General features: G+C 59.7%; 29 protein-coding genes and 1 tRNA gene. 17 read left to right on the top strand and 13 right to left on the bottom strand.

Annotated elements, in window-relative coordinates; translation table 11 throughout:
- Positions 1–11: 11 nt before the first annotated feature.
- The gene (locus ACR0FG_RS01250) at positions 12–950 is read left to right on the top strand and encodes a nucleoside hydrolase (RefSeq protein ID WP_480889260.1); all 939 of its coding nucleotides are present in this window, start codon (positions 12–14) and stop codon (positions 948–950) included.
- A complete protein-coding gene (locus tag ACR0FG_RS01245) occupies positions 947–1,396 on the top strand; it encodes a GNAT family N-acetyltransferase (RefSeq protein ID WP_480889258.1) in 450 nt (149 codons plus the stop codon). The genes ACR0FG_RS01250 and ACR0FG_RS01245 overlap by 4 nt, the downstream gene beginning before the upstream one ends.
- Here the strand turns inward: ACR0FG_RS01245 and ACR0FG_RS01240 are convergent.
- The 6 genes from ACR0FG_RS01240 to ACR0FG_RS01215 form a co-directional block, all read right to left on the bottom strand.
- Positions 1,393–1,560 carry a hypothetical protein gene (locus tag ACR0FG_RS01240; protein WP_480889256.1) on the bottom strand — a complete coding sequence of 56 codons (168 nt, stop codon included), beginning with the start codon at positions 1,558–1,560 and terminating at the stop codon, positions 1,393–1,395. The genes ACR0FG_RS01245 and ACR0FG_RS01240 overlap by 4 nt on opposite strands.
- 123 nt (positions 1,561–1,683) lie before the next feature.
- Complete coding sequence (locus ACR0FG_RS01235) at positions 1,684–2,028, bottom strand: hypothetical protein (protein ID WP_480889254.1); 345 nt, start codon at positions 2,026–2,028, stop codon at positions 1,684–1,686.
- A 142-nt stretch (positions 2,029–2,170) separates the two neighbouring features.
- Positions 2,171–3,448: a phosphopyruvate hydratase gene (gene eno, locus ACR0FG_RS01230; protein WP_480889252.1), complete on the bottom strand. Its 1,278-nt coding sequence runs from the start codon at positions 3,446–3,448 to the stop codon at positions 2,171–2,173.
- A 136-nt stretch (positions 3,449–3,584) separates the two neighbouring features.
- Positions 3,585–4,463, bottom strand: a complete 879-nt coding sequence (locus tag ACR0FG_RS01225; RefSeq protein ID WP_480889249.1) for a DMT family transporter — start codon at positions 4,461–4,463, stop codon at positions 3,585–3,587.
- A gap of 136 nt (positions 4,464–4,599) precedes the next feature.
- On the bottom strand, positions 4,600–5,013 hold the full coding sequence (locus ACR0FG_RS01220) for a Fur family transcriptional regulator (RefSeq protein ID WP_480889248.1): 414 nt from the start codon (positions 5,011–5,013) through the stop codon (positions 4,600–4,602).
- 87 nt (positions 5,014–5,100) lie between these two features.
- Complete coding sequence (locus ACR0FG_RS01215; RefSeq protein ID WP_480889246.1) at positions 5,101–5,805, bottom strand: endonuclease/exonuclease/phosphatase family protein; 705 nt, start codon at positions 5,803–5,805, stop codon at positions 5,101–5,103.
- A gap of 184 nt (positions 5,806–5,989) precedes the next feature.
- On the opposite strand from ACR0FG_RS01215, the gene ACR0FG_RS01210 reads away from it, so the two are divergent.
- Positions 5,990–6,901: an adenylate/guanylate cyclase domain-containing protein gene (locus ACR0FG_RS01210; RefSeq protein WP_480889244.1), complete on the top strand. Its 912-nt coding sequence runs from the start codon at positions 5,990–5,992 to the stop codon at positions 6,899–6,901.
- Here ACR0FG_RS01210 and ACR0FG_RS01205 read toward each other — a convergent pair.
- Positions 6,877–8,295, bottom strand: a complete 1,419-nt coding sequence (locus ACR0FG_RS01205; RefSeq protein WP_480889243.1) for a protein adenylyltransferase SelO — start codon at positions 8,293–8,295, stop codon at positions 6,877–6,879. The two genes, ACR0FG_RS01210 and ACR0FG_RS01205, sit on opposite strands and share 25 nt — an antisense overlap.
- Positions 8,296–8,381: 86 nt before the next feature.
- Here ACR0FG_RS01205 and ACR0FG_RS01200 point away from each other — a divergent pair, with 86 nt between their 5' ends.
- Positions 8,382–8,801 carry a cupin domain-containing protein gene (locus ACR0FG_RS01200; RefSeq protein ID WP_480889241.1) on the top strand — a complete coding sequence of 140 codons (420 nt, stop codon included), beginning with the start codon at positions 8,382–8,384 and terminating at the stop codon, positions 8,799–8,801.
- 100 nt (positions 8,802–8,901) lie between these two features.
- Positions 8,902–9,822, top strand: a complete 921-nt coding sequence (locus tag ACR0FG_RS01195) for a glycosyltransferase family 8 protein (protein ID WP_480889239.1) — start codon at positions 8,902–8,904, stop codon at positions 9,820–9,822.
- Positions 9,823–10,067: 245 nt separating this feature from the next.
- Here the strand turns inward: ACR0FG_RS01195 and ACR0FG_RS01190 are convergent, their stop codons facing one another.
- Positions 10,068–11,147 (bottom strand): anhydro-N-acetylmuramic acid kinase, encoded by a 1,080-nt coding sequence (locus tag ACR0FG_RS01190; protein ID WP_480889548.1) that lies wholly within the window; start codon positions 11,145–11,147, stop codon positions 10,068–10,070.
- Between the two features lie 270 nt (positions 11,148–11,417).
- Here ACR0FG_RS01190 and tyrS point away from each other — a divergent pair, with 270 nt between their 5' ends.
- Together tyrS and ACR0FG_RS01180 are read left to right on the top strand one after the other, a co-directional pair.
- Positions 11,418–12,662, top strand: a complete 1,245-nt coding sequence (gene tyrS / locus ACR0FG_RS01185; protein WP_480889238.1) for a tyrosine--tRNA ligase — start codon at positions 11,418–11,420, stop codon at positions 12,660–12,662.
- Between the two features lie 117 nt (positions 12,663–12,779).
- Complete coding sequence (locus ACR0FG_RS01180) at positions 12,780–13,544, top strand: DNA/RNA non-specific endonuclease (RefSeq protein ID WP_480889237.1); 765 nt, start codon at positions 12,780–12,782, stop codon at positions 13,542–13,544.
- Positions 13,545–13,618: 74 nt separating this feature from the next.
- Here ACR0FG_RS01180 and ACR0FG_RS01175 read toward each other — a convergent pair whose 3' ends face one another.
- Positions 13,619–14,389, bottom strand: coding sequence for a hypothetical protein (locus ACR0FG_RS01175; protein WP_480889235.1), 771 nt, complete (start codon positions 14,387–14,389; stop codon positions 13,619–13,621).
- Between the two features lie 188 nt (positions 14,390–14,577).
- On the opposite strand from ACR0FG_RS01175, the gene ACR0FG_RS01170 reads away from it, so the two are divergent.
- On the top strand, positions 14,578–15,333 hold the full coding sequence (locus ACR0FG_RS01170) for a 3-hydroxyacyl-CoA dehydrogenase (protein WP_480889234.1): 756 nt from the start codon (positions 14,578–14,580) through the stop codon (positions 15,331–15,333).
- A gap of 304 nt (positions 15,334–15,637) precedes the next feature.
- Positions 15,638–16,192 carry a sugar O-acetyltransferase gene (locus ACR0FG_RS01165; protein ID WP_480889232.1) on the top strand — a complete coding sequence of 185 codons (555 nt, stop codon included), beginning with the start codon at positions 15,638–15,640 and terminating at the stop codon, positions 16,190–16,192.
- Here ACR0FG_RS01165 and ACR0FG_RS01160 read toward each other — a convergent pair.
- A complete protein-coding gene (locus ACR0FG_RS01160) occupies positions 16,173–16,511 on the bottom strand; it encodes a winged helix-turn-helix transcriptional regulator (RefSeq protein ID WP_480889229.1) in 339 nt (112 codons plus the stop codon). The genes ACR0FG_RS01165 and ACR0FG_RS01160 overlap by 20 nt on opposite strands.
- A gap of 132 nt (positions 16,512–16,643) precedes the next feature.
- Between ACR0FG_RS01160 and ACR0FG_RS01155 the strand changes: the two genes are divergently transcribed.
- A complete protein-coding gene (locus ACR0FG_RS01155) occupies positions 16,644–16,931 on the top strand; it encodes a putative quinol monooxygenase (RefSeq protein WP_480889227.1) in 288 nt (95 codons plus the stop codon).
- A gap of 75 nt (positions 16,932–17,006) precedes the next feature.
- Here ACR0FG_RS01155 and ACR0FG_RS01150 read toward each other — a convergent pair whose 3' ends face one another.
- The 3 genes from ACR0FG_RS01150 to ACR0FG_RS01140 form a co-directional block, all read right to left on the bottom strand.
- Positions 17,007–18,815 carry an ABC-F family ATP-binding cassette domain-containing protein gene (locus ACR0FG_RS01150; RefSeq protein WP_480889225.1) on the bottom strand — a complete coding sequence of 603 codons (1,809 nt, stop codon included), beginning with the start codon at positions 18,813–18,815 and terminating at the stop codon, positions 17,007–17,009.
- A gap of 68 nt (positions 18,816–18,883) precedes the next feature.
- Positions 18,884–19,633: a GNAT family N-acetyltransferase gene (locus ACR0FG_RS01145; protein ID WP_480889223.1), complete on the bottom strand. Its 750-nt coding sequence runs from the start codon at positions 19,631–19,633 to the stop codon at positions 18,884–18,886.
- 12 nt (positions 19,634–19,645) lie between these two features.
- Positions 19,646–20,119: an outer membrane protein assembly factor BamE gene (locus tag ACR0FG_RS01140; RefSeq protein ID WP_170714834.1), complete on the bottom strand. Its 474-nt coding sequence runs from the start codon at positions 20,117–20,119 to the stop codon at positions 19,646–19,648.
- Positions 20,120–20,204: 85 nt separating this feature from the next.
- On the opposite strand from ACR0FG_RS01140, the gene ACR0FG_RS01135 reads away from it, so the two are divergent.
- From ACR0FG_RS01135 to ACR0FG_RS01105, 7 genes are all read left to right on the top strand, one after another.
- Positions 20,205–20,741, top strand: a complete 537-nt coding sequence (locus ACR0FG_RS01135) for a YceD family protein (protein WP_480889222.1) — start codon at positions 20,205–20,207, stop codon at positions 20,739–20,741.
- Positions 20,742–20,948: 207 nt separating this feature from the next.
- On the top strand, positions 20,949–21,155 hold the full coding sequence (gene rpmF / locus ACR0FG_RS01130) for a 50S ribosomal protein L32 (RefSeq protein ID WP_037316137.1): 207 nt from the start codon (positions 20,949–20,951) through the stop codon (positions 21,153–21,155).
- Between the two features lie 24 nt (positions 21,156–21,179).
- Positions 21,180–22,265 carry a phosphate acyltransferase PlsX gene (gene plsX / locus ACR0FG_RS01125; protein ID WP_480889220.1) on the top strand — a complete coding sequence of 362 codons (1,086 nt, stop codon included), beginning with the start codon at positions 21,180–21,182 and terminating at the stop codon, positions 22,263–22,265.
- A 24-nt stretch (positions 22,266–22,289) separates the two neighbouring features.
- Complete coding sequence (locus ACR0FG_RS01120) at positions 22,290–23,261, top strand: beta-ketoacyl-ACP synthase III (RefSeq protein ID WP_480889219.1); 972 nt, start codon at positions 22,290–22,292, stop codon at positions 23,259–23,261.
- A 96-nt stretch (positions 23,262–23,357) separates the two neighbouring features.
- The gene (gene ihfA, locus ACR0FG_RS01115) at positions 23,358–23,660 is read left to right on the top strand and encodes an integration host factor subunit alpha (protein ID WP_008755922.1); all 303 of its coding nucleotides are present in this window, start codon (positions 23,358–23,360) and stop codon (positions 23,658–23,660) included.
- An 18-nt stretch (positions 23,661–23,678) separates the two neighbouring features.
- Positions 23,679–24,287, top strand: a complete 609-nt coding sequence (locus ACR0FG_RS01110; RefSeq protein ID WP_480889217.1) for a MerR family transcriptional regulator — start codon at positions 23,679–23,681, stop codon at positions 24,285–24,287.
- A gap of 61 nt (positions 24,288–24,348) precedes the next feature.
- Positions 24,349–24,425 (top strand) — tRNA-Pro (locus ACR0FG_RS01105).
- Positions 24,426–24,463 lie beyond the last annotated feature (38 nt).

Genomic DNA, 24,463 nt, shown 5'->3' with positions numbered 1-24,463 from the left:
GGAGACCCCCAATGCCCCGCAAAATCATCATCGACACCGACCCCGGTCAGGACGACGCCGTCGCCATCCTGCTGGCCCTTGCCAGCCCCGAAGAGATCGAGGTGCTGGGCATCACCGCCGTCGCCGGGAACGTACCGCTGGAACTGACGGCCAAGAATGCCCGCATCGTCTGCGAACTGGCAGGCCACACGGATATTCCCGTCTATGCCGGATGCGACCGCCCCCTGAACCGCCCGCTTGTCACAGCCGAGCATGTGCACGGCAAGACCGGGCTCGACGGCCCCGTCCTGCCCGATCCGCAGATGGAATTGACCAAAGGGCACGCGGTCGATTTCATCATCGACACGTTGCGCGCACATGAGCCCGGCACCGTGACCCTCTGCCCGCTGGGGCCACTGACCAACATCGCCACCGCCTTCCGCAAGGCTCCGGATATCGTGGATCGCGTGCAGGAGATCGTCCTGATGGGCGGGGCGTATTTCGAGGTCGGTAACATCACCCCGGCGGCGGAATTCAACATTTATGTCGACCCAGAAGCCGCTGATATCGTATTCAAATCCGGCGCCCATCTCGTGGTGATGCCGCTGGATGTCACCCATGACGCACTGGTCACACCACACCGCAATGATGCCTTCCGCGCACTGGACAGCAAGGTGGGCCATGCGGTTGCCGAGATGACCGACTTCTTTGAACGTTTCGACAAGGAAAAATACGGCTCTGAAGGGGCTCCCCTGCACGATCCCTGCGTCACCGCCTATCTGATCCGGCCCGGCCTGTTCTCGGGCCGCCATATCAATGTCGAGATTGAAACCCAATCGGAACTGACCCTGGGCATGACCGTCGCCGACTGGTGGCGGGTCACAGACCGCGCACCAAATGCCATGTTCATGGGCGACGTGGACGCTCAGGGATTCTTTGACCTGCTGACAGAAAGGCTGGCCCGCCTATGACCGCCGCTCTCCGCCTTGCCCGCCCCGACGATCTGGATCGCCTGATGGCGCTGGTGTCGGCCTTTCACTCGGAATCCGGCATCGCGCAGGATGACGACAAACGCCGCACCGCACTGGCCCCCTTGCTAGAAGGCATCCCCCATGGCTGCATCTACCTGATCGGCCCGGGCCGCGCGCCGCTGGGCTATGTCATCCTCACCTTCGGCTGGTCGGTCGAGTTCGGCGGCATGGACGCCTTTGTCGATGAAATCTACATCCGCCCCGCCGTGCGCGGTCGCGGCATCGCCACCGAAGTACTGCACGACCTGCCCAAAGCACTGGCCGAGGCCGGTCTGACCGCCCTGCATCTTGAGGTCGATCGCACAAATGAATCCGCGCATAAGCTTTACCTGCGCTCGGGCTTCAAACCGCGCGACCGCTATATGCTGATGAGCAAAATGCTCTAGCGGGACTCCCCGCGGAAAATCAGGCCGGTATTGTACATTTCCTGCACCGGGTCGTCCTGAGACACTTCCATCCCCGTAATCGGATAGGTCCCCGGTTCGGAACATGCGGCCAGAACGCCAGCCGAGACCATGGAAAGAACAAGAAGGATTCTTGAAGCAGACATTGCGCCCTCCTTTCTGTAATGCAGATCAGAATAACGCCGCCATTATAGCCTAAGTATGAACAAGTTCACAGATAAGCATGTGATTGTCTGATTTTTCGCATCAATTCAGCGAAAAGCCGAACCCTATTGCTTTATGACGCATTTCTGCTTCATGCCGCGCTCCATCCGGCTGAATTGCTTTGGAACCCGCTTGGGATTCGGCAGCGCATTCAACTCATCAGTCACGTTTTCGCCCGTGTACCAGGATTTGAACAGCAATTCCTTGATATCATTATCCAACACCTGTTCCGCCACCAGATAGGTGCACAAACATTCCTCCATCGTGATCTGCCCACTGATGTCGCTCGCCACCATCTTCGCGCAAACGGCCGGGGCCGGCGGTCCTGCCAGGGCGGCGGTCGGCAGGCTCAAAAAAACCAAGCTGTAGATTGCAGGTTTCATAGACGTCATTGGAATGTCCTCACTCATCAATCGAAATTTTCCGTTGCCCCAAAAGCCTGGCACCTGAGCAGAAGCTTACCCGAAACAATCGTCCGCGCCTAATTGTCTTCAAAACAAAAAAACCGGCCCCCGAATAGGGACCGGTTTCCAGACGATAAATGCTCTGTGCTCACCGCTTCAAAATCGACGCACCCGCGTATTCCGCGACCTCGCCCAGAGATTCCTCGATGCGGATCAGCTGGTTGTATTTGGCCAACCGGTCCGACCGCGCGAGGCTGCCGGTCTTGATCTGACCGCAGTTTGTCGCCACCGCCAGATCGGCAATGGTGGCGTCCTCGGTCTCGCCCGAGCGGTGCGACATCACGTTGGTATACCGCGCGCGGTGGGCCATATCGACGGCGCGCAGGGTCTCGGTCAGCGAGCCGATCTGGTTCACCTTGACCAGCATCGAGTTCGCGCAGCCCCGTTCGATCCCCTCGGCCAGACGCGCGGGGTTGGTCACGAACAGGTCGTCACCGACCAGTTGCACCTTGTCACCCAAAGCGTCGGTCAGTGCCTTCCAGCCGTCCCAGTCATCCTCGGACATGCCGTCTTCGATCGAGATGATCGGATAATCCGCAACCAGCGCCGCCAGATAGGCCGCGTTTTCTTCGCTGCTCAGGCTTTTGCCCTCACCCGACAGAACGTATTTGCCGTCCTTGTAGTATTCGGTCGCGGCGCAATCCAAAGCCAGATGGATTTCCTCGCCCGGCTTGTAACCTGCCTTTTCGATGGACTTCAGGATGAAATCCAGCGCCTCGCGGGTCGAGGCAATGTTCGGCGCAAAACCACCCTCGTCGCCCACACCGGTGGCCAGACCCGCCGCCGACAGCTCTTTTTTCAGCGTGTGGAACACCTCGGACCCCATGCGTACCGCCTCGCGGATATTGCTGGCCGAGGTCGGCATGATCATGAATTCCTGAATGTCGATCGGGTTATCGGCGTGCTCACCCCCATTGATGATGTTCATCATCGGAACCGGCAGAACCCGGGCCGAGGTGCCGCCGACATAGCGATACAGGGGCTGCGTGGTGAAATCCGCCGCGGCCTTCGCTGTAGCCAACGAGACACCCAGGATCGCATTCGCTCCCAAACGGCCCTTGTTCTCGGTCCCGTCCAGTTCGATCATCGCCTGATCAATCGCCACCTGCTCGGTCGCGTCAAAACCCACCAGTTCCTCGGCAATCTCACCGTTGACCGCAGCAACGGCTTCCAGAACGCCCTTGCCCAGATAGCGCGCCTTGTCACCGTCGCGCTTTTCCACCGCCTCATAGGCCCCTGTCGACGCGCCCGAGGGCACAGCCGCACGGCCCATGGTGCCGTCTTCCAAAATCACGTCCACCTCAACCGTCGGGTTGCCCCGGCTGTCCAGAATTTCGCGTGCGTGGATGTCGATGATCGTGCTCATGAGGCCGTCCCTGTGGCTGCATTCCGTTGCAGGCGTCATAGCAGCAACCGGCAAAAAGTAAACCAGTTCCGTTATCGCTAACACGCATATTTTCCTGCCATTAGGGTTAACAGCCTGCTGTTTGCGCCAACAGCGATCAGGCAGTGGCCATCTGCCGCGCCAGACGGCGTTCGCGAACAAAGGTGTATAGGCCCGAGCCGATGATCAGCGTGGCCCCTGCCAACGTCATGAGATCCGGGCGTTCGTTGAACATCAAAACACCGGCGATCATCGAAAACACCAACCGCGTATAGCGGAACGGCATCATGGCCGAGGCTTCGCCCACCCGCATCGCGGCGACGATGCCGTAATAGCCCAACATGCTGAAAATCACCGCCGCCAGATACGGCCCCACCTGCGCCGGTTGCACCGGTGTTAGCAATTGCCCGGTGGTGATCATCAACACGGACCCCGCCAGAATGGCGGCGATATAAGCCTGCAGCGCCACAACGCTCGACGCGACCCGCGCATCGATCCTGCGGGTCACCAGATCACGCGCTGCGATCAGAAACACCGTTGCCACAACCAACAGTGTTTCGGGCTGGAACCCCTCAAGCCCCGGGCGGATGATCATCAGCACACCGATGAAGCCGACCCCAATCGCACTCCACCGCCGCCAGCCGACCTTTTCGCCCAGAAACAGTGCAGCGCCCATCGTCACGGCCAGCGGCAGCGCTTGAAATACGGCAGCGACCGTTGACAGATCGATCAAGGACAGTGCGGTCACGAACAGCACCGCGCCCAGCCCCTCGCACGCCGCACGCACAACCGGCAGCAGGCTCCAAGCCGCCGGATCCAGGATGCGCTTGCGCGTGGCGACCGACAACAGCGCAAAGGCCAGACCGCAGAAAACGCCCAGCACAATCAGGATCTGCCCGGTCGGCACACTGGCCGACAGGTGTTTGATAAACATATCCTCGATTGCAAAAGCTGCCATCGATCCGATCAGCAGCAGAATGCCGTTTACATTGTTCATGCGCGTTTCCAATGGGGCGTGCGGGTGAAATCCCGGCCCTCGGGCCAGATCAACAGCATGTTTCGCGACACCGCAAGCCCGATTGCGACAGCTTGGATGACATGCCGTGATGCCTCCAATCGCGTTTTCTGATGGATCAGTCCTTGTCCAGCGGAACGCCGTACAGCTCCAGCCGGTGCCCTTTCAGCTTATAGCCCAGCTTGGCGGCGATCTTTTCCTGCAACGCCTCGATCTCGGGGTCGACAAATTCGATCACCTCGCCCGAGTGCATGTCGATCAGGTGATCATGATGATCCCGCTCGGCATCCTCGTATCGCGCGCGGCCGTCGCCAAACTCCAGCCGCTCCAGTATCCCGGCCTCTTCAAACAGCTTCACCGTTCGATACACCGTGGCAATCGAAATCCCCGCATCCTCGGCCGAGGCGCGGGCATACAGCTCTTCCACATCCGGGTGATCGGCGCTTTGCTGCAGCACACGCGCGATGGTCCGGCGCTGGCCTGTCATGCGCAGGCCCTTGGCTTCGCAGCGGGCGATGATCGTGTCGGACATTGTTACCCTCAGAACTATACGGACTTTTGTCTTAATATGTCTGATCGGGTTACGCCACCGCCGAAATGCATCGCCATTGCTGCAATTTCAGGCAGCACGCTGAAGGTCTGCCCAGATCGGCAAATGGTCCGATGCGATATGCGCAGGCCGCGCATCATGCACCCCGTGGCCGCTGGCCCGCAAGCCCTGCCCCAGCGCGATCCGATCCAGCGCCCCCAGCGGCTGAGCCGCAGGAAAGCTGGGCACAGGAGGCAGAAACCGCATGTCCGGGGCCAGATGATCCAGCACCGGCTGGCGCGACCATTCGTTGAAATCCCCGGCCCAGACGGTCGGCATCTGCGACAGATCGGAATCGCATCGCCGGATATGGATGATCTGCTGACGGCGCGAGGCAGGCAACAGCCCCAGATGCATCCCCATCACCCGCAACGGCCCGATGGGCGTGTCAAACTCGACCCGAACGGCCCCCCGAGGCTCCAGCCCCGGCAAATCGTGATGGCCTGTCTGACGCACCGCGATGTGATCCCCCCGCCAGATCACCGCGTTGCCGTGCCAGCCCAGACTGCCCGCGCCGCCCAGATCGACGATCTGCCACCCGGCCTCGTCCAGCATGAAATGCGGCAGCGCCGCCGGGCGCGGCGGCAGCCTCTTGTCCGCCTCTTGCAGCACCACGATATCGGCCCGCAAGCTGTCCAGCACCTGCAGAATGCGCTGCGGCTGGCGACGGAAATCCAGACCAACGCATTTCTGGATATTGTAGCTGGCAAGGCGAAGTGTCGCTGGGCGTGTCATGAATTTCCGCAGGTTCTGAAACCACCAACACTGCCACGCCCAGCGCGCAGCGCAATATGAATCTCGGCCCTATCCCGAAACCTAAAGCAGAATTAACCTTAAACGGCTCCACCAAAACGCAAATTGCATGTACAGAACGCTCTGGATCGTTAAAGTGCCCGCAAAGCCGAACAAAGGATCAAACGTGGATACAACCTTTGCCACCCTGGTCATCGCCGACATTTCCGGGAGCACCCCGCTATACAAAGCGGTGGGCGATGGCGAGGCACAGCGCCTGATCCAGCTTGAACTCGACCGCCTGCGGCGCGTTCTGGCGGCCCATGGCGGCACGCAGGTCGGGCAGAAAGGCGATGATGTCCTCAGCTATTTCACGGATGCAAATGCCGCTTTGAAGGCATCGATGGATCTGATCGAAGGCTCTCCAGAAACCTCACTGTCCGTGCATGTGGGCGTGCATTGCGGGCCCATCGTCATCGCCGAAAAAGGTGTCTATGGCGAGGCTGTTAACGTCACCGCCCGCCTTGCCACCGCCGCCAACCCCGGCGAGGCCTGCGTTAGCGACGGTGTCGCTGCGATGCTGCACGAAGATATCCGCCGTGTGCTCAAACCGCTCGGGCGGCTCAACCTCAAGGGCCTGACCGAACAGTTTGCCGCGCATTCCCTGATCAATCCGGCGATGGACCCGTTTACCCAGACCCGGCTGCCCCTGTCCTATGGCCGGACCGAGGATCACTGGAAACCCGAAGAACGCCTGACCCTGCTGCTTAGCCACGAGGACCGCTCGTGGCGCTGTCACGATAATGGTGAGTTGACGATTGGCCGGTCCCCCGATTGCGACGTGATCCTGACCCAGCCTTGGGTGTCGCGCCTGCACGCCGTGCTGAACATGAAGGACGGCAAACTGATCCTGTCCGACAAAAGCACGTCGGGCACATATGTGCAGTCCGAAGGCGGCCGCGAAATCCAGCTGAAACGCGAATCCGTCATGCTGGCCGATAGCGGGCTGATCTCTCCGACGCTGCCCATCGAAGTGTCCGAAGCCCGCCTGCAATTCGAAATTCTGGGCCGCCGTCAGGTGCCGCAGAACGTGGCCTGAACCACCTCGTTCTCTGCTGGGGGCCGGGTCAGGTCCACATGATCTGGTTGGTCCTCATAAGGCCGCGCCAGCACCTCATTCAACCGATGGAACGGATCATAGTCCCCCGCCACCGCCGCCTGAATCATCTGCTCGACCCGATGGTTGCGTGGGATAAAGGCCGGGTTTGCCGCTTGCATCACCTGAGCGGGCGCTTCTTCCCGTGCCAAACGCGCACGCCACCCCTTGGCCCAGCCATCAAACGCCGCGCGATCCGTGAACTGATCCCGCGCCGCCTCGCTGCCCAGCGCCCGGAACGTATTGGTGAAATCCGCCTCATTCTGCGTCATCCGCGTCAGCAGGTCCGAGATCATCTCAAGATCGCCCTCTTCCGCCGTCGCCAGACCAATCTTGGCGCGGAACCGGTCCAGCCAGTTTTGCTGCAATAGGTCGGGCATGGCATGAACAATCTCGGTCGCCTCTTCCACGGCGGCCTCTTTTTCCTCGAACTGCTGGATCAGCGCCGTCGCCAGTTGCGCAATGTTCCAGACCGCAATGTCGGGCTGGTTCGAATAGGCATACCGCCCCATCCGGTCAATCGAACTGTAGACCGTATTCGGATGATAGCTGTCCATAAACGCGCAAGGCCCGTAATCGATAGTCTCACCCGCGACCGAGCAATTGTCGGTATTCATCACCCCGTGGATAAACCCGACGCTCATCCACTGCGCGATCAGCCGCGCCTGCGCATCGCGCACCGCTCGCAGCAGGCCCATCGGCCCCTCAGCATCAGGATAATGCCGCTGAATCGCGTAATTCGTCAGCCGCTGCAAACTGTCCAACTGCCCCCGCGCAGCAAAAACCTGAAACGAGCCGACCCGCAGATGGCTCTGCGCCACGCGCGTCAGCACCGCACCGGGCAGCGGTCCCTCGCGCAGCACGATCTCACCGGTTTCCACCGCAGCCAAGGCCCGCGTGGTCGGAATACCCAGCCCATGCATCGCCTCGGACACCACATATTCACGCAGCACCGGCCCCAGCCATGCGCGCCCGTCCCCCCGCCGCGAAAATGGCGTCGGCCCTGACCCCTTTAGCTGAATATCCCGGCGCACCCCATCCGTCCCAACCGTCTCACCCAGCAAAACCGCGCGCCCGTCGCCAAGCTGCGGATTGTAAGTCCCGAACTGATGCCCGGAATAGAGCTGCGCCAAGGGCTCGGCCCCTCCGGGCAGCGTGTTCCCCGCAAAGGCCTCGGCCATCTCGTGCACCTCACCGGGCGTCACCCGCAGGATCTGCGCCAACGCGTCATTAAACGCGATCAGACGCGGCGCACGCACCGGCACCGGGGCCTGCCGCGCATAGAACGTGTTCGGCAGTCGGGCAAAACTGTTATCGAAAGGGATCGTCAGGGTCATGCGGCAAACATATGGCCTGTTTGCGCGATTGCCATAGCAGATCGTGCGTGCCCATGCATAATCGCGCCGACACAGAAGGAACGCCAATGACCCCGCAACAGATCATCGACCACCTGCGCCTGCAGAAACACCCCGAAGGCGGCTGGTTCCGCGAAACATGGCGCGCCAACAATTCCGGCCGCGCTACCGGCACCTGCATCTATTTCCTGCTGCAAGCGGATGAGGCGAGCCACTGGCACAAAGTCGATGCTACCGAAATCTGGCTATACCACGCGGGCGCGCCCCTGATCCTGTCGATCTCCGAAACCGATCAGGGGCACGCTCAGGATCACCTGCTGACCCCGGACCTAACCAAAGGCGCCCCACAACTGATCGTCCCCCAAAACCACTGGCAAGCCGCCCGCAGCACCGGAGCTTACACTCTGGTCAGCTGCACCGTATCTCCGGGGTTCGAATTCGACGGCTTCGACCTCGCCCCGCCCGGGTTCGACATCGCGCGGGGCTGAGCATCAACGCCCATTCATCTTGCGCAAATGGGGGCAACGTGACAGAGTCCGCCTAATAGCTTTCAAGTTTCTACCCATTGTTCTTGTTGATAGGTGCGTCATGGTCGATCTGGTTTTTTGTGGTGATCGGAATATCATTTGGGGGATGGCCGTTTCGGTTCGGTCCGCGCTGGACCACTGCTCGGAAACGGCAAACGTCCACGTGATCTGCGAAGGGTTTCTGGACAGCGACAAGGAAACGCTCAGAAAGTCGTTTCAGCACAAAAATCTTGGAACCGTCGTGTTCGAAGATCTGGACGCAAGCCGCGTCTCGGCTTTCCGCTCGACCGCTTATCTGAAAAGCAAGATGAGCTATGCGCGTTATTTCATTGCCGATTTTTTCCCTTCTCTGAAGAAATGCGTCTATCTGGACATTGATCTGCTGGTTTACAAAGACGTGGCCGAGCTGATGCATATGGACCTTGGCGACAACGTTCTGGCCGCTGCGATCGATATCAGCGCACGTGCCGAATTTCCCGACCTTTCCATCGGCGAAAGACTGGGCCTGAAAGACCCCAGGAAATACTTCAACGCCGGTATTCTGGTCATCGATCTGGACTATTGGCGTGCCAATGACACGACATCGAAAATCGTCGATCTGACCCTGGAAAAGGCCGATATCCTGCACTCGCAGGATCAGGATGCGCTCAACATCATGTTCGAAGACCGGATTCTCGAACTCGATGTCAGCTGGAACATTTCTCAGTACGAGAAACCGTTCCCGATCGAAGGCAACATTGTGCACCTGCTGGGAACAATAAAACCGTGGCACGCCCGATACGCGCGAAATTTTTCCGAGGCTTACTACAAGGACGTGATCCACGACACGTTCTTCGAAATTCTCGATCAGACCGAATACGCCGGTGAAAGGCCGTGGGACACTCTGGGCATCGGCAAACTCACCGAAGAACTTTCCGCAAGAATGCCCACAATGGACATGGTGACGGGCAAAGTGCGCCGGGTCTTCAAGTCTGCATTCTAGGGTCAGGACCCATTAATCTTGCGCCACTGGTTTGGCTTATTTTGGTTCTGATAAGGCACATCCCTGCCGGAATAGTGGTTCTATTTCAAAGGGGTGTAACGCAGCTCAGAGGCAAAATCAGCCAAATCCTTCGGACGCGTGAACCGCTGCAAAGCAGCGGCTTTGATCGCTTGGAATTGACCCCGCCAGTCCCGGCGCGCTCAAAACCACTGCTTTATTGCCGTTCACACGCCAGTGGCGCAAGATTAATGGGTCCTGACCCTAGCAGCGGAAACCGTACTGACCGTCCCGCCGCCTACCAGCGCGCTTACCCCGGTTGTGCCGGGGCAGGATGTCGGTAGCCCGCGCGCCACGCGTACCGCCAGATAGGCAAACGCCTGCGCCTCAAGCATGTCGCCGTCCAGCCCGACGGCCTCGACCGGTTCGACAGGGCAGTCCAGTGACACGCGCAGCATCTCCATCAGCACCGGATTGCGCCGCCCGCCGCCTGTGACCAGCACGCGGGCGGGCGGTTTCGGGCAATGCTCCATCCCCTTCACCACACCGGCGGCACACATCGCGGTCAACGTCGCCACGGCATCCGCATCGCTCAGTTCTTTCACCAACCCGATCATCTCGGCAAAATCGTTCCGATCCAAGGATTTCGGCGGCATCCGCGCAAAATACGGCTCGGCCAGAAACAGCTCCAGCGCGCCGGTTTCCACCGTGCCGCCGCACGCAACCGCCCCGTCGCGGTCCATCGGCAGCCCAAGCCGCGCCTGCATCAGATCATCCACCGGCGCATTCGCAGGGCCGGTGTCAAAGGCCAGCAACGCGCCGGGCTCTTCGGGGCCGTCAAAAGACGGATCAACATAGGTCAGGTTCCCGACCCCGCCCAGATTCAGGAAACAGATCGGCTGATCCGCGCCGATCCACTTGGCACAGGCAAAGTGGTAAAACGGTGCCAGCGGCGCGCCCTCGCCCCCCAGCGCCACATCATCGCTGCGAAAGTCCCAGACCACCGGCAGGCCCAGCGCCTGCGACAAGCCCTGCCCGTCGCCCACCTGCAAGGTCCCCCGCCCGCGCGGCTCGTGCGCCAGCGTCTGGCCGTGAAACCCGATCAGATCCACCTCTTCAAACTCGGACAGCGCCTCGGCATGGGCGCGGGTGACCAGTTCCGCCGCGCCATCCACAGCCTGACCATGCCATTCCCCCAGCGCCGACCGCAAAACCGCGCGCTCAGCCTCGGAATAGGCGCGATACCCGCTTGGCCCAAAACCAAAGATCGCCTGTCCATCGGTTTCCACAACCGCCGCATCCACCCCATCCAATGAGGTTCCCGACATAGCCCCAAGCGCCCGGATGGGCCCCAAATTTCGTGTACTGCGGTTCACGCGCGTCTCCTGCTTGTCCGGCGATACAACTTAGCGGTGTATTCGGCCAACCTGCACCTGATACCACCGGTGAAGCAAGATACTTGACCAAATGTCTGCGCTTTTTTTCCACCCCGCGCCCCGGGATCAACACCATCCCGCAGGTCGCCACATTAGCACCTTTTCCTTACCCCTCGCGCCGCCTATACAGTGCCCCGCAACATCAACCCAAAGGGCACGGATATGACCTACCACCCCAAATCGGATTTCATCGCCACGATGATCGAGCGCGGCTTTCTCGCCGACTGCACCGATTATCAGGGCCTTGACGACGCGCTGATCAGCGGGGTGCAAACAGCCTATATCGGATATGACGCCACCGCGCAGTCGCTTCATGTGGGCCATCTGATGAACATTATGGTGCTGCGCTGGCTGCAAAAAACCGGCCATAAACCGATCACCCTGATGGGCGGCGGCACCACCAAGGTGGGCGACCCCTCGTTCCGGTCGGACGAGCGCCCCCTGCTGGGCCCTGAACAGATCGACGACAATATCGCCGGAATGCAGAATGTGTTCGCCAAATACCTGTCCTACGATGACAGCGACACTGGCGCGTTGATGCTGAACAATGCTGAGTGGCTCGACAGCCTGAACTACCTCGATTTCCTGCGCGATATCGGGCGGCATTTCTCGGTCAACCGGATGCTGTCGTTCGAGTCGGTGAAATCGCGGCTGGATCGGGAACAGTCGCTGTCCTTCCTCGAATTCAACTACATGATCCTGCAGGCCTATGATTTCCTTGAGCTGAACCGCCGCTATGACTGCGTTCTGCAGATGGGCGGCTCGGACCAATGGGGCAACATCGTCAACGGCATCGACCTGACCCGTCGCGTGCTGGATCACGAGATCTATGGCCTGACCACGCCGCTGCTGACCACCAGCGACGGGCGGAAAATGGGCAAATCGCAGGGCGGGGCCGTTTGGCTGAACGGTGACATGCTGTCTCCTTACGAATTCTGGCAGTTCTGGCGCAACACCACCGACGCCGATGTGGGCCGGTTCCTGAAGATCTTCACTGAGCTTCCGGTCGACGAATGCGACCGTCTGGCCGCACTGGAAGGGTCCGAGATCAACGAGGCCAAAATCCGCCTCGCCAACGAAGTCACAACCCTGCTGCACGGGGCCAAAGCTGCCGCAACGGCCGAGGCCACCGCCCGCGAAGTGTTCGAAAAAGGCGGTGTCGGCGGGGACCTTCCGACCCTGTCGCTCAACGCCGCTGACCTGCCCGCCTCGATCGTGCAGATCATCGTCAAATGCGGCCTCGCCAAATCCGGCAAAGAGGCCAAGCGCCTGATCGCCGAAAACGGCGCACGGCTGGACGACGCGCCCCTGACCGACGCAGGCCTGATGATCGACGCGGGCGCGCTGTCCTCGCCGATCAAGCTGAGCGCGGGCAAAAAACGCCACGCTCTGGTGCAACTGGGCTGATTTGGTCCCCTCCGGGCGCGAGCAACTTGCGCCCGGGGCTTGTGTGAACCCGGCTTCTTTGCTGCGGCAAATTCTGTGCTACTCTGACAACATCACGAGTTTCACAGTTTGTTCGCCATGGTTGTTCAAAACATTTTCAAATCCTCCAAACGCAGCGACGTCATCTTTGAAGGCGAAAAGTTCTCGACCGGCGCGGATGAGGTCACCTGCATTCTGACAACCGACAGCCTTAAGATAAAAGGCAGCTCTCCAGCCTCAGGGCATTGCAGCATCGTCGAACGGTTCAATTCGCGTTGGGACGTCAAGGACCTGATCGATCTGTCCGCCGTCCAAAAGGCACTGTCCAGCAAATCGACGCTGGAAAAACTGGCCAAGGCAAAATCCGTCGACAAGATCCTGGAACTGCTGGCACTCGGCGAGATTCATATGCTCGCGGATTACTCGGAGCTGCAGGCCCAGACCTATATCAAGGGGCACATCCTCAGCGAAAAGCTGGGCGGACCGGGGACGAATGCGAACCTGACGCCGATGTCGGCAAGCTCGAACTCGAGCTACTATAGCAAGTTCGAATCCAAGCTGATCAAGCTGCTTCAGGAGGTCAAAAAGGAAGAAAAGGCAACCGGTTATCGCGTCCGAGTCAGGTTTCATGCAAAGTGCAAAGGTGGGATGAAACCATGGTGGGGCAGCGGCGCCACCAAGGAAACTACACGTATGCTTAGCAAACTGCCCCGCACGCTCGAAGCAAGCTGGAGGTTTGACAGCTTTTTCCGCGACGGCAAACCGGCCGAGCGCATCGCAAGGTCCAAGCTGCCCCCGACCGTCGCCAAGAAAATGCCGCTTGCAACAGGAATCAAGCCCTTCAAGCTACCGCTGAACCTCTGACCCCGGCTACCGACCGCATACGAACAAATCGGCCACCCTGCGATGGCCGATTGTCATCGTGGATCAGGGTGAGGCTACTTCTTGCCTTTTCCGTCGCCGCCTTTGCCGCCACCTTTTCCGTCGCCGCCTTTGCCGCCACCTTTTCCGTCGCCGCCCTTGCCGCCACCTTTACCGTCGCCACCGCCGCCGTTTCCTGAGCCGCCGCCGTTACCGTTGTTTCCGCCGCCATTCCCCGTTCCCGGGCCAGAGCCACCGGTATTCCCCCCGCCATTGCCAGGGTTACCGTTGTTGCCGTTCCCGTTGCCCGGGCCGCCATTGTTGCCGCCGGGATCACCGCCATCACCCGGATCACCACCGTCACCGGGATCCCCGCCATCACCGGGATCTCCGCCGTCACCCGGAGCGCCACCGCCACCTGGGCCTCCGCCGGTATCCGGGCCACTGCCACCACCGGGATTGCCACCGCCGGACCCACCGCCCTCGGCCTCACCTCCGACACCGCCATCGGGCCGATCAGAATCGCGGCCCTCACCGGCCCGGTTGTCCGCAACATTCGTCAGGCTTGCGGTTGGCAAATCCGTCAGCAACACCGCCAGCCCCGGACATTGCGCATTCGCAACGCTTAGCGTTGTTTCGAAATCCGACCGCTTCTGCAAACGATCAAGAAAACTCGGCGTCACCTGCGCGCAATCGCATAAACCGGCATAATCGCCCGCATTCGCCAGATCCCGCGCTGTCTTCCAGTTACACGTCTCCGAGGCGGCAGCCGCGCTCCCAACCATAAATACACCCATGAACGGCGCTGCCACGATTGCGCCCAGTGTCTGCTTTGTACTCTTAACCATATCGGCACCTCCTGAATGGCAAACACCCAATGACATCAGGATGTTCATTCACGAATTGGCGATGCATCGTGAAGCAAACATGAAGACTTGCTGAGCTTTCCCTCAGACAAGCCACAATCAAACCGGTGGACAGACCCCGGCAGAAACGGTTATTGAACAAGTGTTCATATCCCTTGGAGGAGATCACCATGCACCTGTCATCCACGGCTGCGATCATCACCGGCGGCGCGTCCGGACTGGGCGAAGCAACCGCGCGCCACTTTGCCGAACACGGTGCACAGGTGACAGTGCTGGACCGCGACACCCTGCGCGGGCCGCAGGTCGCTGCGGAAATCGGCGGCAACTTTGTTGAAACAGACGTGACCGATGAATCCTCGGTCGCCGCCGCAATCGCGCAGGCGGTGGATCAGATGGGCCGGATCACCGCCGCCGTGAACTGCGCCGGGATCGCGATCGGAGCCAAAACGGTCGGCAAAGACGGCCCTCACCCGCTGGACGCCTTCCAGCGTACAATCGATATCAACCTTGTTGGCAGCTTCAATGTCGCGCGCCTCGCTGCGGCCCAGATGGCCAAGAACGACCCCGAGCCGGACGGTGCGCGCGGCGTGATCATCAACACCGCCTCGATTGCTGCCTTTGACGGGCAGAAAGGCCAGGCTGCCTATGCCGCCTCGAAAGGCGGCGTGGTTGGCATGACCCTACCCATGGCGCGCGATCTGGCTTCGACGGGGATCCGCGTCATGACCATCGCCCCCGGCATCTTCATGACCCCGATGCTCGCTGGCCTGCCGGATGAGATACAGGCCCAACTGGCCGCCGACGTCCCCAACCCACCCCGCCTGGGCGACCCGTGCGAATATGGTCGCCTTGCCGGGTTCATCGTCGAGATGGGTTATCTCAACGGCGAGGTCATCCGCATCGATGGCGCATTGCGGATGCGGTAGGACGGACGCATGATCGAGCGGCAGAAAATGGCGGCAGGTGACTGGTACACCTGCCTCGACCCCGTGTTGGAAGACATACGCCAGCGCACCCACTCAATCGGTCCAACACAAACGCCCCGCAGCGCACCAGAAACAGACGCAACCGCCATGGCCCCTCGGCCACCGCTCAACAGATGACGATGCGACCCCTTCGCCACTCGGACCCTCGGGCACCCAGCTACACCCATGACCATCAACGCCGTGCGAAACGGGCGTTCAGCGTTCTTGCATCGACGGCGCAGGTTTGATGCGCTAACTCTCGGGCATGAGCGAACGGCAGAAAATGGCGGCAGGTGACTGGTACACCTGCCTCGACCCAGAGCTTGAACAGATGCGCCAGCGCGCCCGTCGCGCGGTTCATGCCCATAACTCCTGCCCGCCTGATGATCGCGGTCCCATTGCGGCCGAACTGGCCGCCTTGTTTGCCGAAATCGGGCGGGATTGCTTTGTCGAGGCCCCCTTTCACTGCGCCTATGGAATCAATCTGTCGCTGGGCGACCGGGTTTATCTCAATGCGAGCTGCACCATATTGGACACCGCCCCAGTCCGGATCGGCGACGGAACCATGCTGGGCCCCGCTGTCCAGATCTACTGCGCCGAGCACGCCAAAGACCCTGATCTTCGCGCCCGGGGCCTTGAGGTCGCCCACCCCGTCACCATCGGCAAAAACGTCTGGATCGGTGGTGCAGCCGTCATCCTGCCCGGCATTACCATCGGCGACCGCGCGATCATCGGCGCAGGCAGCGTCGTGACCAAATCCGTCGCGCCGGATCAAACGGTCGCAGGCAATCCGGCCCGGCCTATTGGGACAGGTCAATAACCCGGCTCTGCCCCCACTCGGCCAACGCCTCGATCACCGGACGCAACGCCCGCCCCTTGTTGGTCAGGCTGTATTCGACCTTCGGCGGCACCTCGGCATAAACCTTGCGATCCACGATACCGTCGACTTCAAGCTCACGCAGTTGCTTGGTAAGACTGCGTTGCGTCACGGTCCCCAAAGCACGAGACAGGGCGTTGAACCGCATCGTTCCATCCATCAGATGATAGATCACCAACCCCTTCCACTTGCCCGATATCTGTTCCAGTCCCGCCTCCACCGGGCATCCACCGCTGCAGTCATATCTGTCAAACCGCTCCATCCCGCGTCCTCTGATTTGCCTAAATATACAGTATACAAAATGTACCTACCCGCATAAATAGTGCGTACTTGCGCAAGCGGTCTATACATCTCATATCTCGGCTATCACGTTCACGACCCGCAAGGAAAGATCATGCCCCTTACGATCGTCGCCCGGATCACCGCTCATCCCGGCAAAGAAGACCTCGTCCGCACCGAGCTGCAAAGGCTCATCCCCATCACACGCGACGAAGACGGATGCCTGCAATACGACCTTCATGTCGATACAAGAAATCCCGGGGTCTTTGTGTTCTACGAAAACTGGCAGAGCCGCGACCAATGGCAGAACCACATGAACGCCGCCCACCTAGCCGCTTACATGCAGGCGACCGACGGCGCGGTTGCCGATTTCACGCTGAATGAGATGACGCGGATCGGTTAACAAACCATTCAATTCCAGGGCTTCAAAAGTTGTACAAATCGAACAAACCGCTGTTTTCGGCCTGTACAAATCGAACTATCCGCCTTCAGCCTTCTCTTCCAACGTCAGCCAGTCTTCCTCGGCCGCCGACAGTTTTTGCTGCCGCTCAACCAGCGCTTCGGTGGCTTTCTGGAACTTCACCGGCTCGCGCGTGAACAGGTCCGGGTCTGACATCAGGTCTTCCAACTTGGCGATCTCGGCCTCAAGCCGCGCGATCTCGGCGGGCAGTTTCTCTAGCCGGTGTTTTTCCGAAAAGGAAAGCCCAGATTTCGGCTTCGTCTCTTGCTTTATCTTTAGCTTGGAAGGTTTTGTTTTATCTTCCTTTTTCTCAGAAATATCGCCACGCTGCGCAATATAGTCTGACCATCCTCCTGCATAAACCGTCGCGCGGCCGTTACCCTCCATCGCGATGGTCGTGGTGGCCACTCGGTCCAGAAAATCCCGGTCGTGACTGACCAGCAAAACGGTGCCGTCATAGTCGTCCAACAGCTCTTGCAGCAGGTCCAGCGTCTCAACATCCAGATCGTTTGTCGGCTCGTCCAGCACCAACAAGTTCGAAGATTTGGCCATCAGCTTCGCCAGCAACAATCGCGCTTTTTCCCCTCCTGACAAGGACTTAACAGCCGCTCTTGCCTGCGCATCGTCGAACAGAAACTCTTTGAGATAGCCCACCACATGCTTGGGCTGCCCACCCACCATGACCTGATCTGCCTTGCCCGACACCCGCATTTCTGGATCACCAGTCAGGTTGTCCCACAGTGTCATCTCAGGGTCCAGCTGCGCGCGGGTCTGATCGAATACGGCAACCTCAAGATTGGTTCCCAATGCCACCGAGCCCTCATCAGCGGGTTCCTGTCCCAGCAGCATTTTCAACAGCGTCGTTTTGCCCACCCCGTTGGGCCCGACAAAGGCCACCCGATCACCGCGCTGAACCAGCAAGTCGAAATTCCGCACAATTTGCTTGTCGTCGAACCGCTTGGCCAAACCCTTGGCCTCGATCACCTTTCGACCGGATTTTGGACTTGATTCCAAAGCCATAGCTGCCGAACCCTGACGCTTGATCTGCGCTGCTTTCTCGGCGCGCAACGCCTGTAGGGCGCGCACCCGGCCCTGGTTGCGCTTGCGTCGCGCGCTGATGCCTTCGACAGCCCATCGTGCCTCGGACTTGATCAAACGGTTCAGCTTATGCCGCCGCTGATCTTCCTCCTCCCAAACCTTGTCCCGCCATGCCTCGAACGCTTCGAACCCTTGCTCCTGACGCCGCACAACACCCCGGTCAATCCACAATGTCGCCCGGGTCAACGCCCGCAGGAATGCACGGTCGTGAGAGATCAGCACAAACGCCGCCCGCGTCGCGCCCAATTCGCGCTCAAGCCATGCAATTGCCTCGATATCCAGATGGTTTGTCGGCTCGTCCAACAGCATCAGATCCAGCGCTTCGGCCATCAGCTTGGCCAAAGCCGCCCGCCGCCGCTCCCCACCCGAGGCGGTTTCAACCGGGCGCGACGGGTCGAATTTCAGACCCTCTCCGGCACGTTCGACCTTGTACAACTCCCCCGGTTCCAACCCGCTCGAGGCATAGTCACCAAGCGTTGAAAACCCCTCCATACCGGGATCTTGCTCCATGTAACCAACTGACTTACCCGGAGGAATCACGATCTCGCCCTGATCGGCCTCGACCAGACCGGCCATCACTTTCATCAGGGTAGACTTGCCCGAGCCGTTCCGCCCGACCAACGCGACACGGTCGCCCGGTTGAACCACCAGATCAAGATCGGAAAACACCGGATCGCCCCCGAAGGTCAGGGAAATGCCGGACATCTGCAACAAAGGTATTCTCGCCATACCCGCCAGCTAAACCGGCTGAAACAAGGCGTCAACGCCCCCGCTTCACCTTTTGTCAAATACTCAAATCACCCGGCCAAAGCCCGCAGAAGACGTTTGCGCGCCGCAGGGATCGCCCTGATTTCGAGCCCTGTGAAGACATGAAGCGTATTCATATGCCGGTCGACAACCGCGTGATCACTGACCCAGCCACCCATGATCAGATAGGTTCGCAGCAAGGGCGGCATCCGTTGCATGGCTTTTTTCATATCCGGTCGGCGTCTTAGGCGTCTGGCAAAGCGAAATACGTCAGGGGCCTTGACCCGGGGAAGCCAGCGTTTCGGAGCCAGATGGCGGTGTTTGAGCATTGCAAACGCATCTAGATAATCCGCCGTTTCGGTTCCAGCAAAGGACGAACAGCCAAGCAACATCTGCACATCATTTCGATCGACAAAGGCGGTCATCGCACCCCAGGCTACGCGCAGGATATCCGGGTCGGTCCGCTGGGGATGGATGCAAAATCGCCCCATCTCGACCATGCGACCGTCAAAGCACTGCAATGCAGACAGATCATAATACTGCGCCGAATAGCTTTGGCCGATCTCTGACCCGTTTTGCATCGAGAACATGCGAAAACAGCAGACAAGCTGATGATCCGACCAGCTATCTTCGACCAGAACATGCGCGCATCGATCATCAAACGAGTCTCCGTCGGCCTGACCGGTTGAGAACGCCAAAGTCCTGAGGGACTGCGCCGCAGCTATTTCCCCCGGCGACTGCGCCAATCTGGCCCTGTATCGGCCTTTGTTCAGCAACTCGGCATTCAACCCGTTTGCCATGGCCGCATCAGATCAGTTGTTGACGCCCGGAATGTTCGCCGGGTTGAAGTTGCCGATATTGCCCAGCAACTGCCGCAGGAAGCCTTTGTTCTTGACGCTGGAATCTGTCACACGACGTTCCAGCGGAACAACAATCCCGTCCTCCAGGCCAAAGCGTTCGATATTGCGGACGACACCACGCTGATCAAAACTGATCGCCACCAGCTCGCGCGAGACCACTTCGGGCCGTTTGGGGCCGTAGTGGCGGATTTTCGACGAGACGTAGTAATAGTCCGAATCCCGAACGACGCCGGACGATGTGGGCGCACCAATGGCTTCGGTCACGGTATCACGGGTGTCAACGCCAACCTTGATTTCGGCCAGATCCTCGGGCGGTGGAATATATCCGTGTTTCTTGACAATTGGAGTACATGCCGCCGCAGCCACAACGCCGCCAAAGGCCAGCAACCGGATCGCCGGTTTCACCTTGTTCGTCACCTTCAACATGCACACCCTCTTGTCTTGGCCGCGAACGGCTTCTATCCGATTACAGAAACCGTTGCCGTGGTTCAACACCAAGAAAGGGTCGCACATGACCGGATCCACCCCCTTGCGCGTCGCAGACCTGCCGCAGAACGCCCCAACACCGTTTGAACTCCGCCCCGGCAAAACCGCGCTTGAGGCCCTGAAACAAGAGCTGGGGCTGCTCGGCTTGCGCAAATTATCGTTCTCGGGACAGGTGCTGGCGCAGGGCAAACGCGACTGGGTTTTGACCGCCAGGCTGGGTGCCACGGTAGTTCAAACCTGCGTGGTTACGCTCGAATCGGTGACGACACGTATCGAAACCCCTGTACGACGGGTATTTCTGTCCGACTGGCATGAACCAGACGAGCCCGAGTTCGAAATGCCCGAAGATGATGAAACCGAAGCGCTTGGCGCAGAAATCGACCCCGCCGCCATCATGGTCGAGGCGTTGTCGTTGGCACTACCGCTTTATCCACGCAAGGACGGTGCGGAACTCGGCCAAGCCGACTATACCGAGCCGGGCAAACAAGCCATGACTGACGAAGATGTAAAACCCTTTGCCGGGTTGGCAGAATTGCGCGATACGTTGAAAAAAGACGAGTGACAGAGGCCTGAATTCCTGTCATAGCAGGCCTTCAGAAAAATCGCTTGAACATACCGAGAATCGCAGTATTTTCGCGCGCTCATCGGAATTTGGGTTGGACATTGCGGGGCTCGTCCCCTAAACGCGCGTCAAACCACGAGAAAAACGAACTACGAAACCCGGGTCAGCAGCGAATCTGCGACCCCCAGTCAGACAAAGGTTGAGACCATGGCCGTCCAACAGAACAAAGTTTCCAAGTCGCGTCGCAACAATCGCCGCGCACACGACGCTCTGGTTGCTGCAAACCCGAACGAATGCGCAAACTGCGGCGAACTGAAGCGCCCGCACCATGTATGTGCGTCCTGCGGCCACTACGACGATCGCGAAGTCGTCGCGCAGGCCGATGAAATCGACCTGGACGAAGACGCGGCCTAAGCCTGATCGGACGCAGGCCAAGGCATGACGGATCAGCCCACGCAAACCGGACGGATCATCATCTCGGTTGACGCTATGGGCGGAGACACCGGCCCCGCCGTCGTTGTGGCGGGGATTGCCAAATCCGCGGAAAAGAACCCCAATATCGGGTTCATCCTGCACGGGCCGGAAGAAACGCTGCGCAAACTGGTTGCCAAACGGCGCGTCCTTGAGGGGCGCGTCGTTTTTCGTGATTGCCCGGATGTGGTCACGATGGAGGACAAGCCCAGCCAGGTCGTGCGCAACGGCAAGCAGACCTCGATGTGGTCCGCGCTGGATTCGGTTCGCGATGGCGCGGCCCATGGCGCGGTGTCCTGCGGCAATACCGGCGCGCTGATGGCGCTGTCGATGATGCGCCTGCGCAAGCTGCCCGGAGTAAACCGTCCGGCCATCGCGATTCTGTGGCCTTCGCGCAACCCGCAGGGCTTTAATGTCATGCTGGATGTGGGTGCGGATGTGCGGGCAGATGCAAAGGATCTGCTGCAGTTTGCGCTCATGGGGGCGTCCTATGCGCGCAACGGCATGGCGCAGGCCCGCCCCCGGATCGGGCTGCTGAACGTGGGCACCGAAGAACATAAAGGCCGCGCCGAGTTGAAAGAAGCCCATGCCATGATCACGGATTTTGCCGAACAGGCAAACTTCGAATTTGTGGGTTTTGTCGAAGGCAGCGACATACCGGGTGACAAGGCCGATGTCATTGTAACCGATGGGTTTACCGGCAATGTTGCGATCAAGACGGGCGAAGGCACTGCCAGCCTGATCGGTGACTTACTGCGTCAGGCATTCAAGTATTCACCGCTGTCGCGGCTGGCCTCGATCCTTGCGATCACATCGTTGAACCGTTTGAAAAAACGCATTGACCCGCGTCAGGTCAATGGCGGCGTGTTCCTTGGCCTGAACGGCACGGTCATCAAGTCCCACGGAGGCGCCGACGCAACCGGCGTATCCGCTGCGGTCAAACTGGCCTTTACATTGGCCGAATCCGGCTTCTCTGAAAAATTGGCAGCACGGGTTGCATCCACGGTCGTGCTTGCACAAGATGCCGCGCAATCTGCATCGCAGTCGGAATAAGAACAAAAAGGGCAGTACCCAAGTATGGCAGGCCGTTCAGTTGTAGTAGGTGTCGGGCATTACCTGCCCGAGCGGGTCGTTCCAAATGCCGAGTTCGAGAAAACTCTGGACACGACCGACGAATGGATCCGCACGCGGTCCGGGATCGAGCGCCGCCATTTCGCCGCCGAGGATGAGACCACATCCGATCTTGCGACCCATGCCGCAAACGCAGCCCTGCAGGATGCCGGATTAACGGCGGACGATATCGACGCCATCGTACTGGCCACCTCGACCGCAGACCTGACCTTTCCATCGGCAGCCACAATGGTTCAAGCCCGGCTGGGTATGACCAAAGGGTTTGCCTTTGACGTGCAGGCCGTGTGCGCCGGATTCGTTTTTGCGCTCAGCAACGCCAATGCGCTGATCCTGTCCGGTCAGGCAAAACGGGTTCTGGTCATCGGGGCCGAGACGTTTTCGCGCATCATGGACTGGACCGACCGGTCAACCTGCGTTCTGTTTGGCGACGGTGCGGGTGCGCTGGTGCTTGAAGCGCAAGAGGGTATGGGCACTTCGGACGACCGGGGCATTCTGGCAACCGATCTCAATTCCGACGGTCGATACAAAGACCTGCTCTACGTGGATGGCGGTGTGTCGACCCAATCCACCGGTCACCTGCGGATGCAGGGAAATCAGGTTTTTCGCCACGCCGTTGAAAAACTGTCGAAAACTGCCGAAACAGCATTGGATCGGGCGGGTCTGGGCAGCGATGATGTTGATTGGATCGTGCCGCATCAGGCCAATATCCGAATCATCCAGGGCACCGCCAAGAAGATGGGCCTGCCGATGGAACGTGTGGTGGTTACGGTTCAGGATCACGGCAACACCTCGGCGGCATCGATTCCTCTGGCCCTGTCTGTTGGCAAGGAGCGCGGGCAAATCAAGCCCGGTGATCTGATCGTGACCGAGGCAATCGGTGGTGGCCTGGCCTGGGGTGCAGTTGCGCTGCGTTGGTAACCGGCACAAACCGGCTTACACAGCCTCGCGCAATTCATTGATATTGACAGCGAATTTCCCCTCACCCTATGCTTTGACATCAACAGGGGAATTAGCATGGGCGACAAAACACTGACCCGAATGGATCTGAGCGAAGCGGTCTTTCGCGAAGTTGGGCTTTCACGCAACGAAAGCGCACAACTCGTCGAGAGCGTTTTGAACCACATGTCCGACGCCTTGGTGCGCGGCGAACAGGTCAAGATTTCATCCTTCGGAACCTTCAGCGTTCGGGACAAAACCGCCCGTATCGGTCGCAATCCCAAAACCGGTGAAGAGGTACCGATTCAGCCCCGCCGCGTGCTGACATTCCGCCCGTCGCACCTGATGAAGGATCGCGTCGCCGCCGGGAACCGCAAGTAAGTTCAGGACGTTCCGGTTATGAGTAAGTCCCCCGATGCCTTTCGCACCATAAGTGAAGTTGCGGACTGGCTCGGTGTTCAGGCTCACGTTCTGCGCTTTTGGGAAAGCCGCTTCACTCAGGTCAAACCTGTCAAACGCGCCGGCGGCCGTCGGTATTACCGGCCCAATGACATGCGTTTGCTGGGCGGCATCAAAAAGCTGTTGCACGAGGACGGCATTACCATCAAAGGCGTTCAGCGAATCCTGCGCGAACAGGGTGTTGCGCATGTCTCCTCGTTGTCGCCAAGTCTGGATGAGCCAGCGGCATCCGAAGCTGCAATCGACGCCACTGTAGTGCCCTTTACTGTGCCCCCAGCGGAGGCGGGTGAGCAGATCAGGTTGAATCTTGAAGAACCTGCCGAGCAATCCGCCGATGTCGCGGAGAGCGAAATCCCTGCCTCGCCCCTCGAAGAACCACCTGAAACGCCCGGAGACAGCGAACTGGATGCGGCCCCCTTGCTGGGTGGCGTGGCATCTCTGGCATGGAATCGATCCGAATTTGATGACGAGCTTCTGCATCGGATCGCGCCGATTGCCAAAGACCTGCGCGCTTGGCTTGACCGGGTCGATGGCAGGGCTGCGGGATAGCAAAAAAGGCGATGATTTCCTCTTGCCCCCGCCGGGAAAGTCTTTATGAACACTCAAACGTCGGGCTATGGCGCAGCCTGGTAGCGCGTCCGTCTGGGGGACGGAAGGTCGCAGGTTCGAGTCCTGCTAGCCCGACCAAATCACACCGACGTATATGGCACATAGGCCAGATCCCG

It is taken from the genome of Ruegeria sp. E1, from assembly GCF_056534225.1.
The sequence above is the reverse complement of the archived record's forward strand: the minus strand, read 5'-3'. Positions and strand labels throughout refer to the sequence as shown.

Excerpts from the sequence above, each read along its gene's own strand:
- ACR0FG_RS01250 (WP_480889260.1), top strand. The coding sequence starts at position 12 with ATGCCCCGCAAAATCATCATCGACACCGACCCCGGTCAGGACGACGCC.
- ACR0FG_RS01155 (WP_480889227.1), top strand. The coding sequence starts at position 16,644 with ATGCCCCTTACGATCGTCGCCCGGATCACCGCTCATCCCGGCAAAGAA.
- ACR0FG_RS01190 (WP_480889548.1), bottom strand. The coding sequence starts at position 11,147 with ATGTCGGGAACCTCATTGGATGGGGTGGATGCGGCGGTTGTGGAAACC.
- rpmF (WP_037316137.1), top strand. The coding sequence starts at position 20,949 with ATGGCCGTCCAACAGAACAAAGTTTCCAAGTCGCGTCGCAACAATCGC.
- tyrS (WP_480889238.1), top strand. The coding sequence starts at position 11,418 with ATGACCTACCACCCCAAATCGGATTTCATCGCCACGATGATCGAGCGC.
- ACR0FG_RS01165 (WP_480889232.1), top strand. The coding sequence starts at position 15,638 with ATGAGCGAACGGCAGAAAATGGCGGCAGGTGACTGGTACACCTGCCTC.
- ACR0FG_RS01240 (WP_480889256.1), bottom strand. The coding sequence starts at position 1,560 with ATGTCTGCTTCAAGAATCCTTCTTGTTCTTTCCATGGTCTCGGCTGGC.
- ACR0FG_RS01110 (WP_480889217.1), top strand. The coding sequence starts at position 23,679 with ATGAGTAAGTCCCCCGATGCCTTTCGCACCATAAGTGAAGTTGCGGAC.
- ACR0FG_RS01200 (WP_480889241.1), top strand. The coding sequence starts at position 8,382 with ATGACCCCGCAACAGATCATCGACCACCTGCGCCTGCAGAAACACCCC.
- plsX (WP_480889220.1), top strand. The coding sequence starts at position 21,180 with ATGACGGATCAGCCCACGCAAACCGGACGGATCATCATCTCGGTTGAC.
- ACR0FG_RS01150 (WP_480889225.1), bottom strand. The coding sequence starts at position 18,815 with ATGGCGAGAATACCTTTGTTGCAGATGTCCGGCATTTCCCTGACCTTC.
- ACR0FG_RS01235 (WP_480889254.1), bottom strand. The coding sequence starts at position 2,028 with ATGAGTGAGGACATTCCAATGACGTCTATGAAACCTGCAATCTACAGC.
- ACR0FG_RS01120 (WP_480889219.1), top strand. The coding sequence starts at position 22,290 with ATGGCAGGCCGTTCAGTTGTAGTAGGTGTCGGGCATTACCTGCCCGAG.
- ACR0FG_RS01205 (WP_480889243.1), bottom strand. The coding sequence starts at position 8,295 with ATGACCCTGACGATCCCTTTCGATAACAGTTTTGCCCGACTGCCGAAC.
- ACR0FG_RS01180 (WP_480889237.1), top strand. The coding sequence starts at position 12,780 with ATGGTTGTTCAAAACATTTTCAAATCCTCCAAACGCAGCGACGTCATC.
- ACR0FG_RS01145 (WP_480889223.1), bottom strand. The coding sequence starts at position 19,633 with ATGGCAAACGGGTTGAATGCCGAGTTGCTGAACAAAGGCCGATACAGG.
- ACR0FG_RS01215 (WP_480889246.1), bottom strand. The coding sequence starts at position 5,805 with ATGACACGCCCAGCGACACTTCGCCTTGCCAGCTACAATATCCAGAAA.
- ACR0FG_RS01220 (WP_480889248.1), bottom strand. The coding sequence starts at position 5,013 with ATGTCCGACACGATCATCGCCCGCTGCGAAGCCAAGGGCCTGCGCATG.
- ACR0FG_RS01195 (WP_480889239.1), top strand. The coding sequence starts at position 8,902 with ATGGTCGATCTGGTTTTTTGTGGTGATCGGAATATCATTTGGGGGATG.
- ACR0FG_RS01140 (WP_170714834.1), bottom strand. The coding sequence starts at position 20,119 with ATGTTGAAGGTGACGAACAAGGTGAAACCGGCGATCCGGTTGCTGGCC.
- ACR0FG_RS01245 (WP_480889258.1), top strand. The coding sequence starts at position 947 with ATGACCGCCGCTCTCCGCCTTGCCCGCCCCGACGATCTGGATCGCCTG.
- ACR0FG_RS01225 (WP_480889249.1), bottom strand. The coding sequence starts at position 4,463 with ATGAACAATGTAAACGGCATTCTGCTGCTGATCGGATCGATGGCAGCT.
- ACR0FG_RS01160 (WP_480889229.1), bottom strand. The coding sequence starts at position 16,511 with ATGGAGCGGTTTGACAGATATGACTGCAGCGGTGGATGCCCGGTGGAG.
- ihfA (WP_008755922.1), top strand. The coding sequence starts at position 23,358 with ATGGGCGACAAAACACTGACCCGAATGGATCTGAGCGAAGCGGTCTTT.
- ACR0FG_RS01175 (WP_480889235.1), bottom strand. The coding sequence starts at position 14,389 with ATGGTTAAGAGTACAAAGCAGACACTGGGCGCAATCGTGGCAGCGCCG.
- ACR0FG_RS01135 (WP_480889222.1), top strand. The coding sequence starts at position 20,205 with ATGACCGGATCCACCCCCTTGCGCGTCGCAGACCTGCCGCAGAACGCC.
- ACR0FG_RS01170 (WP_480889234.1), top strand. The coding sequence starts at position 14,578 with ATGCACCTGTCATCCACGGCTGCGATCATCACCGGCGGCGCGTCCGGA.
- eno (WP_480889252.1), bottom strand. The coding sequence starts at position 3,448 with ATGAGCACGATCATCGACATCCACGCACGCGAAATTCTGGACAGCCGG.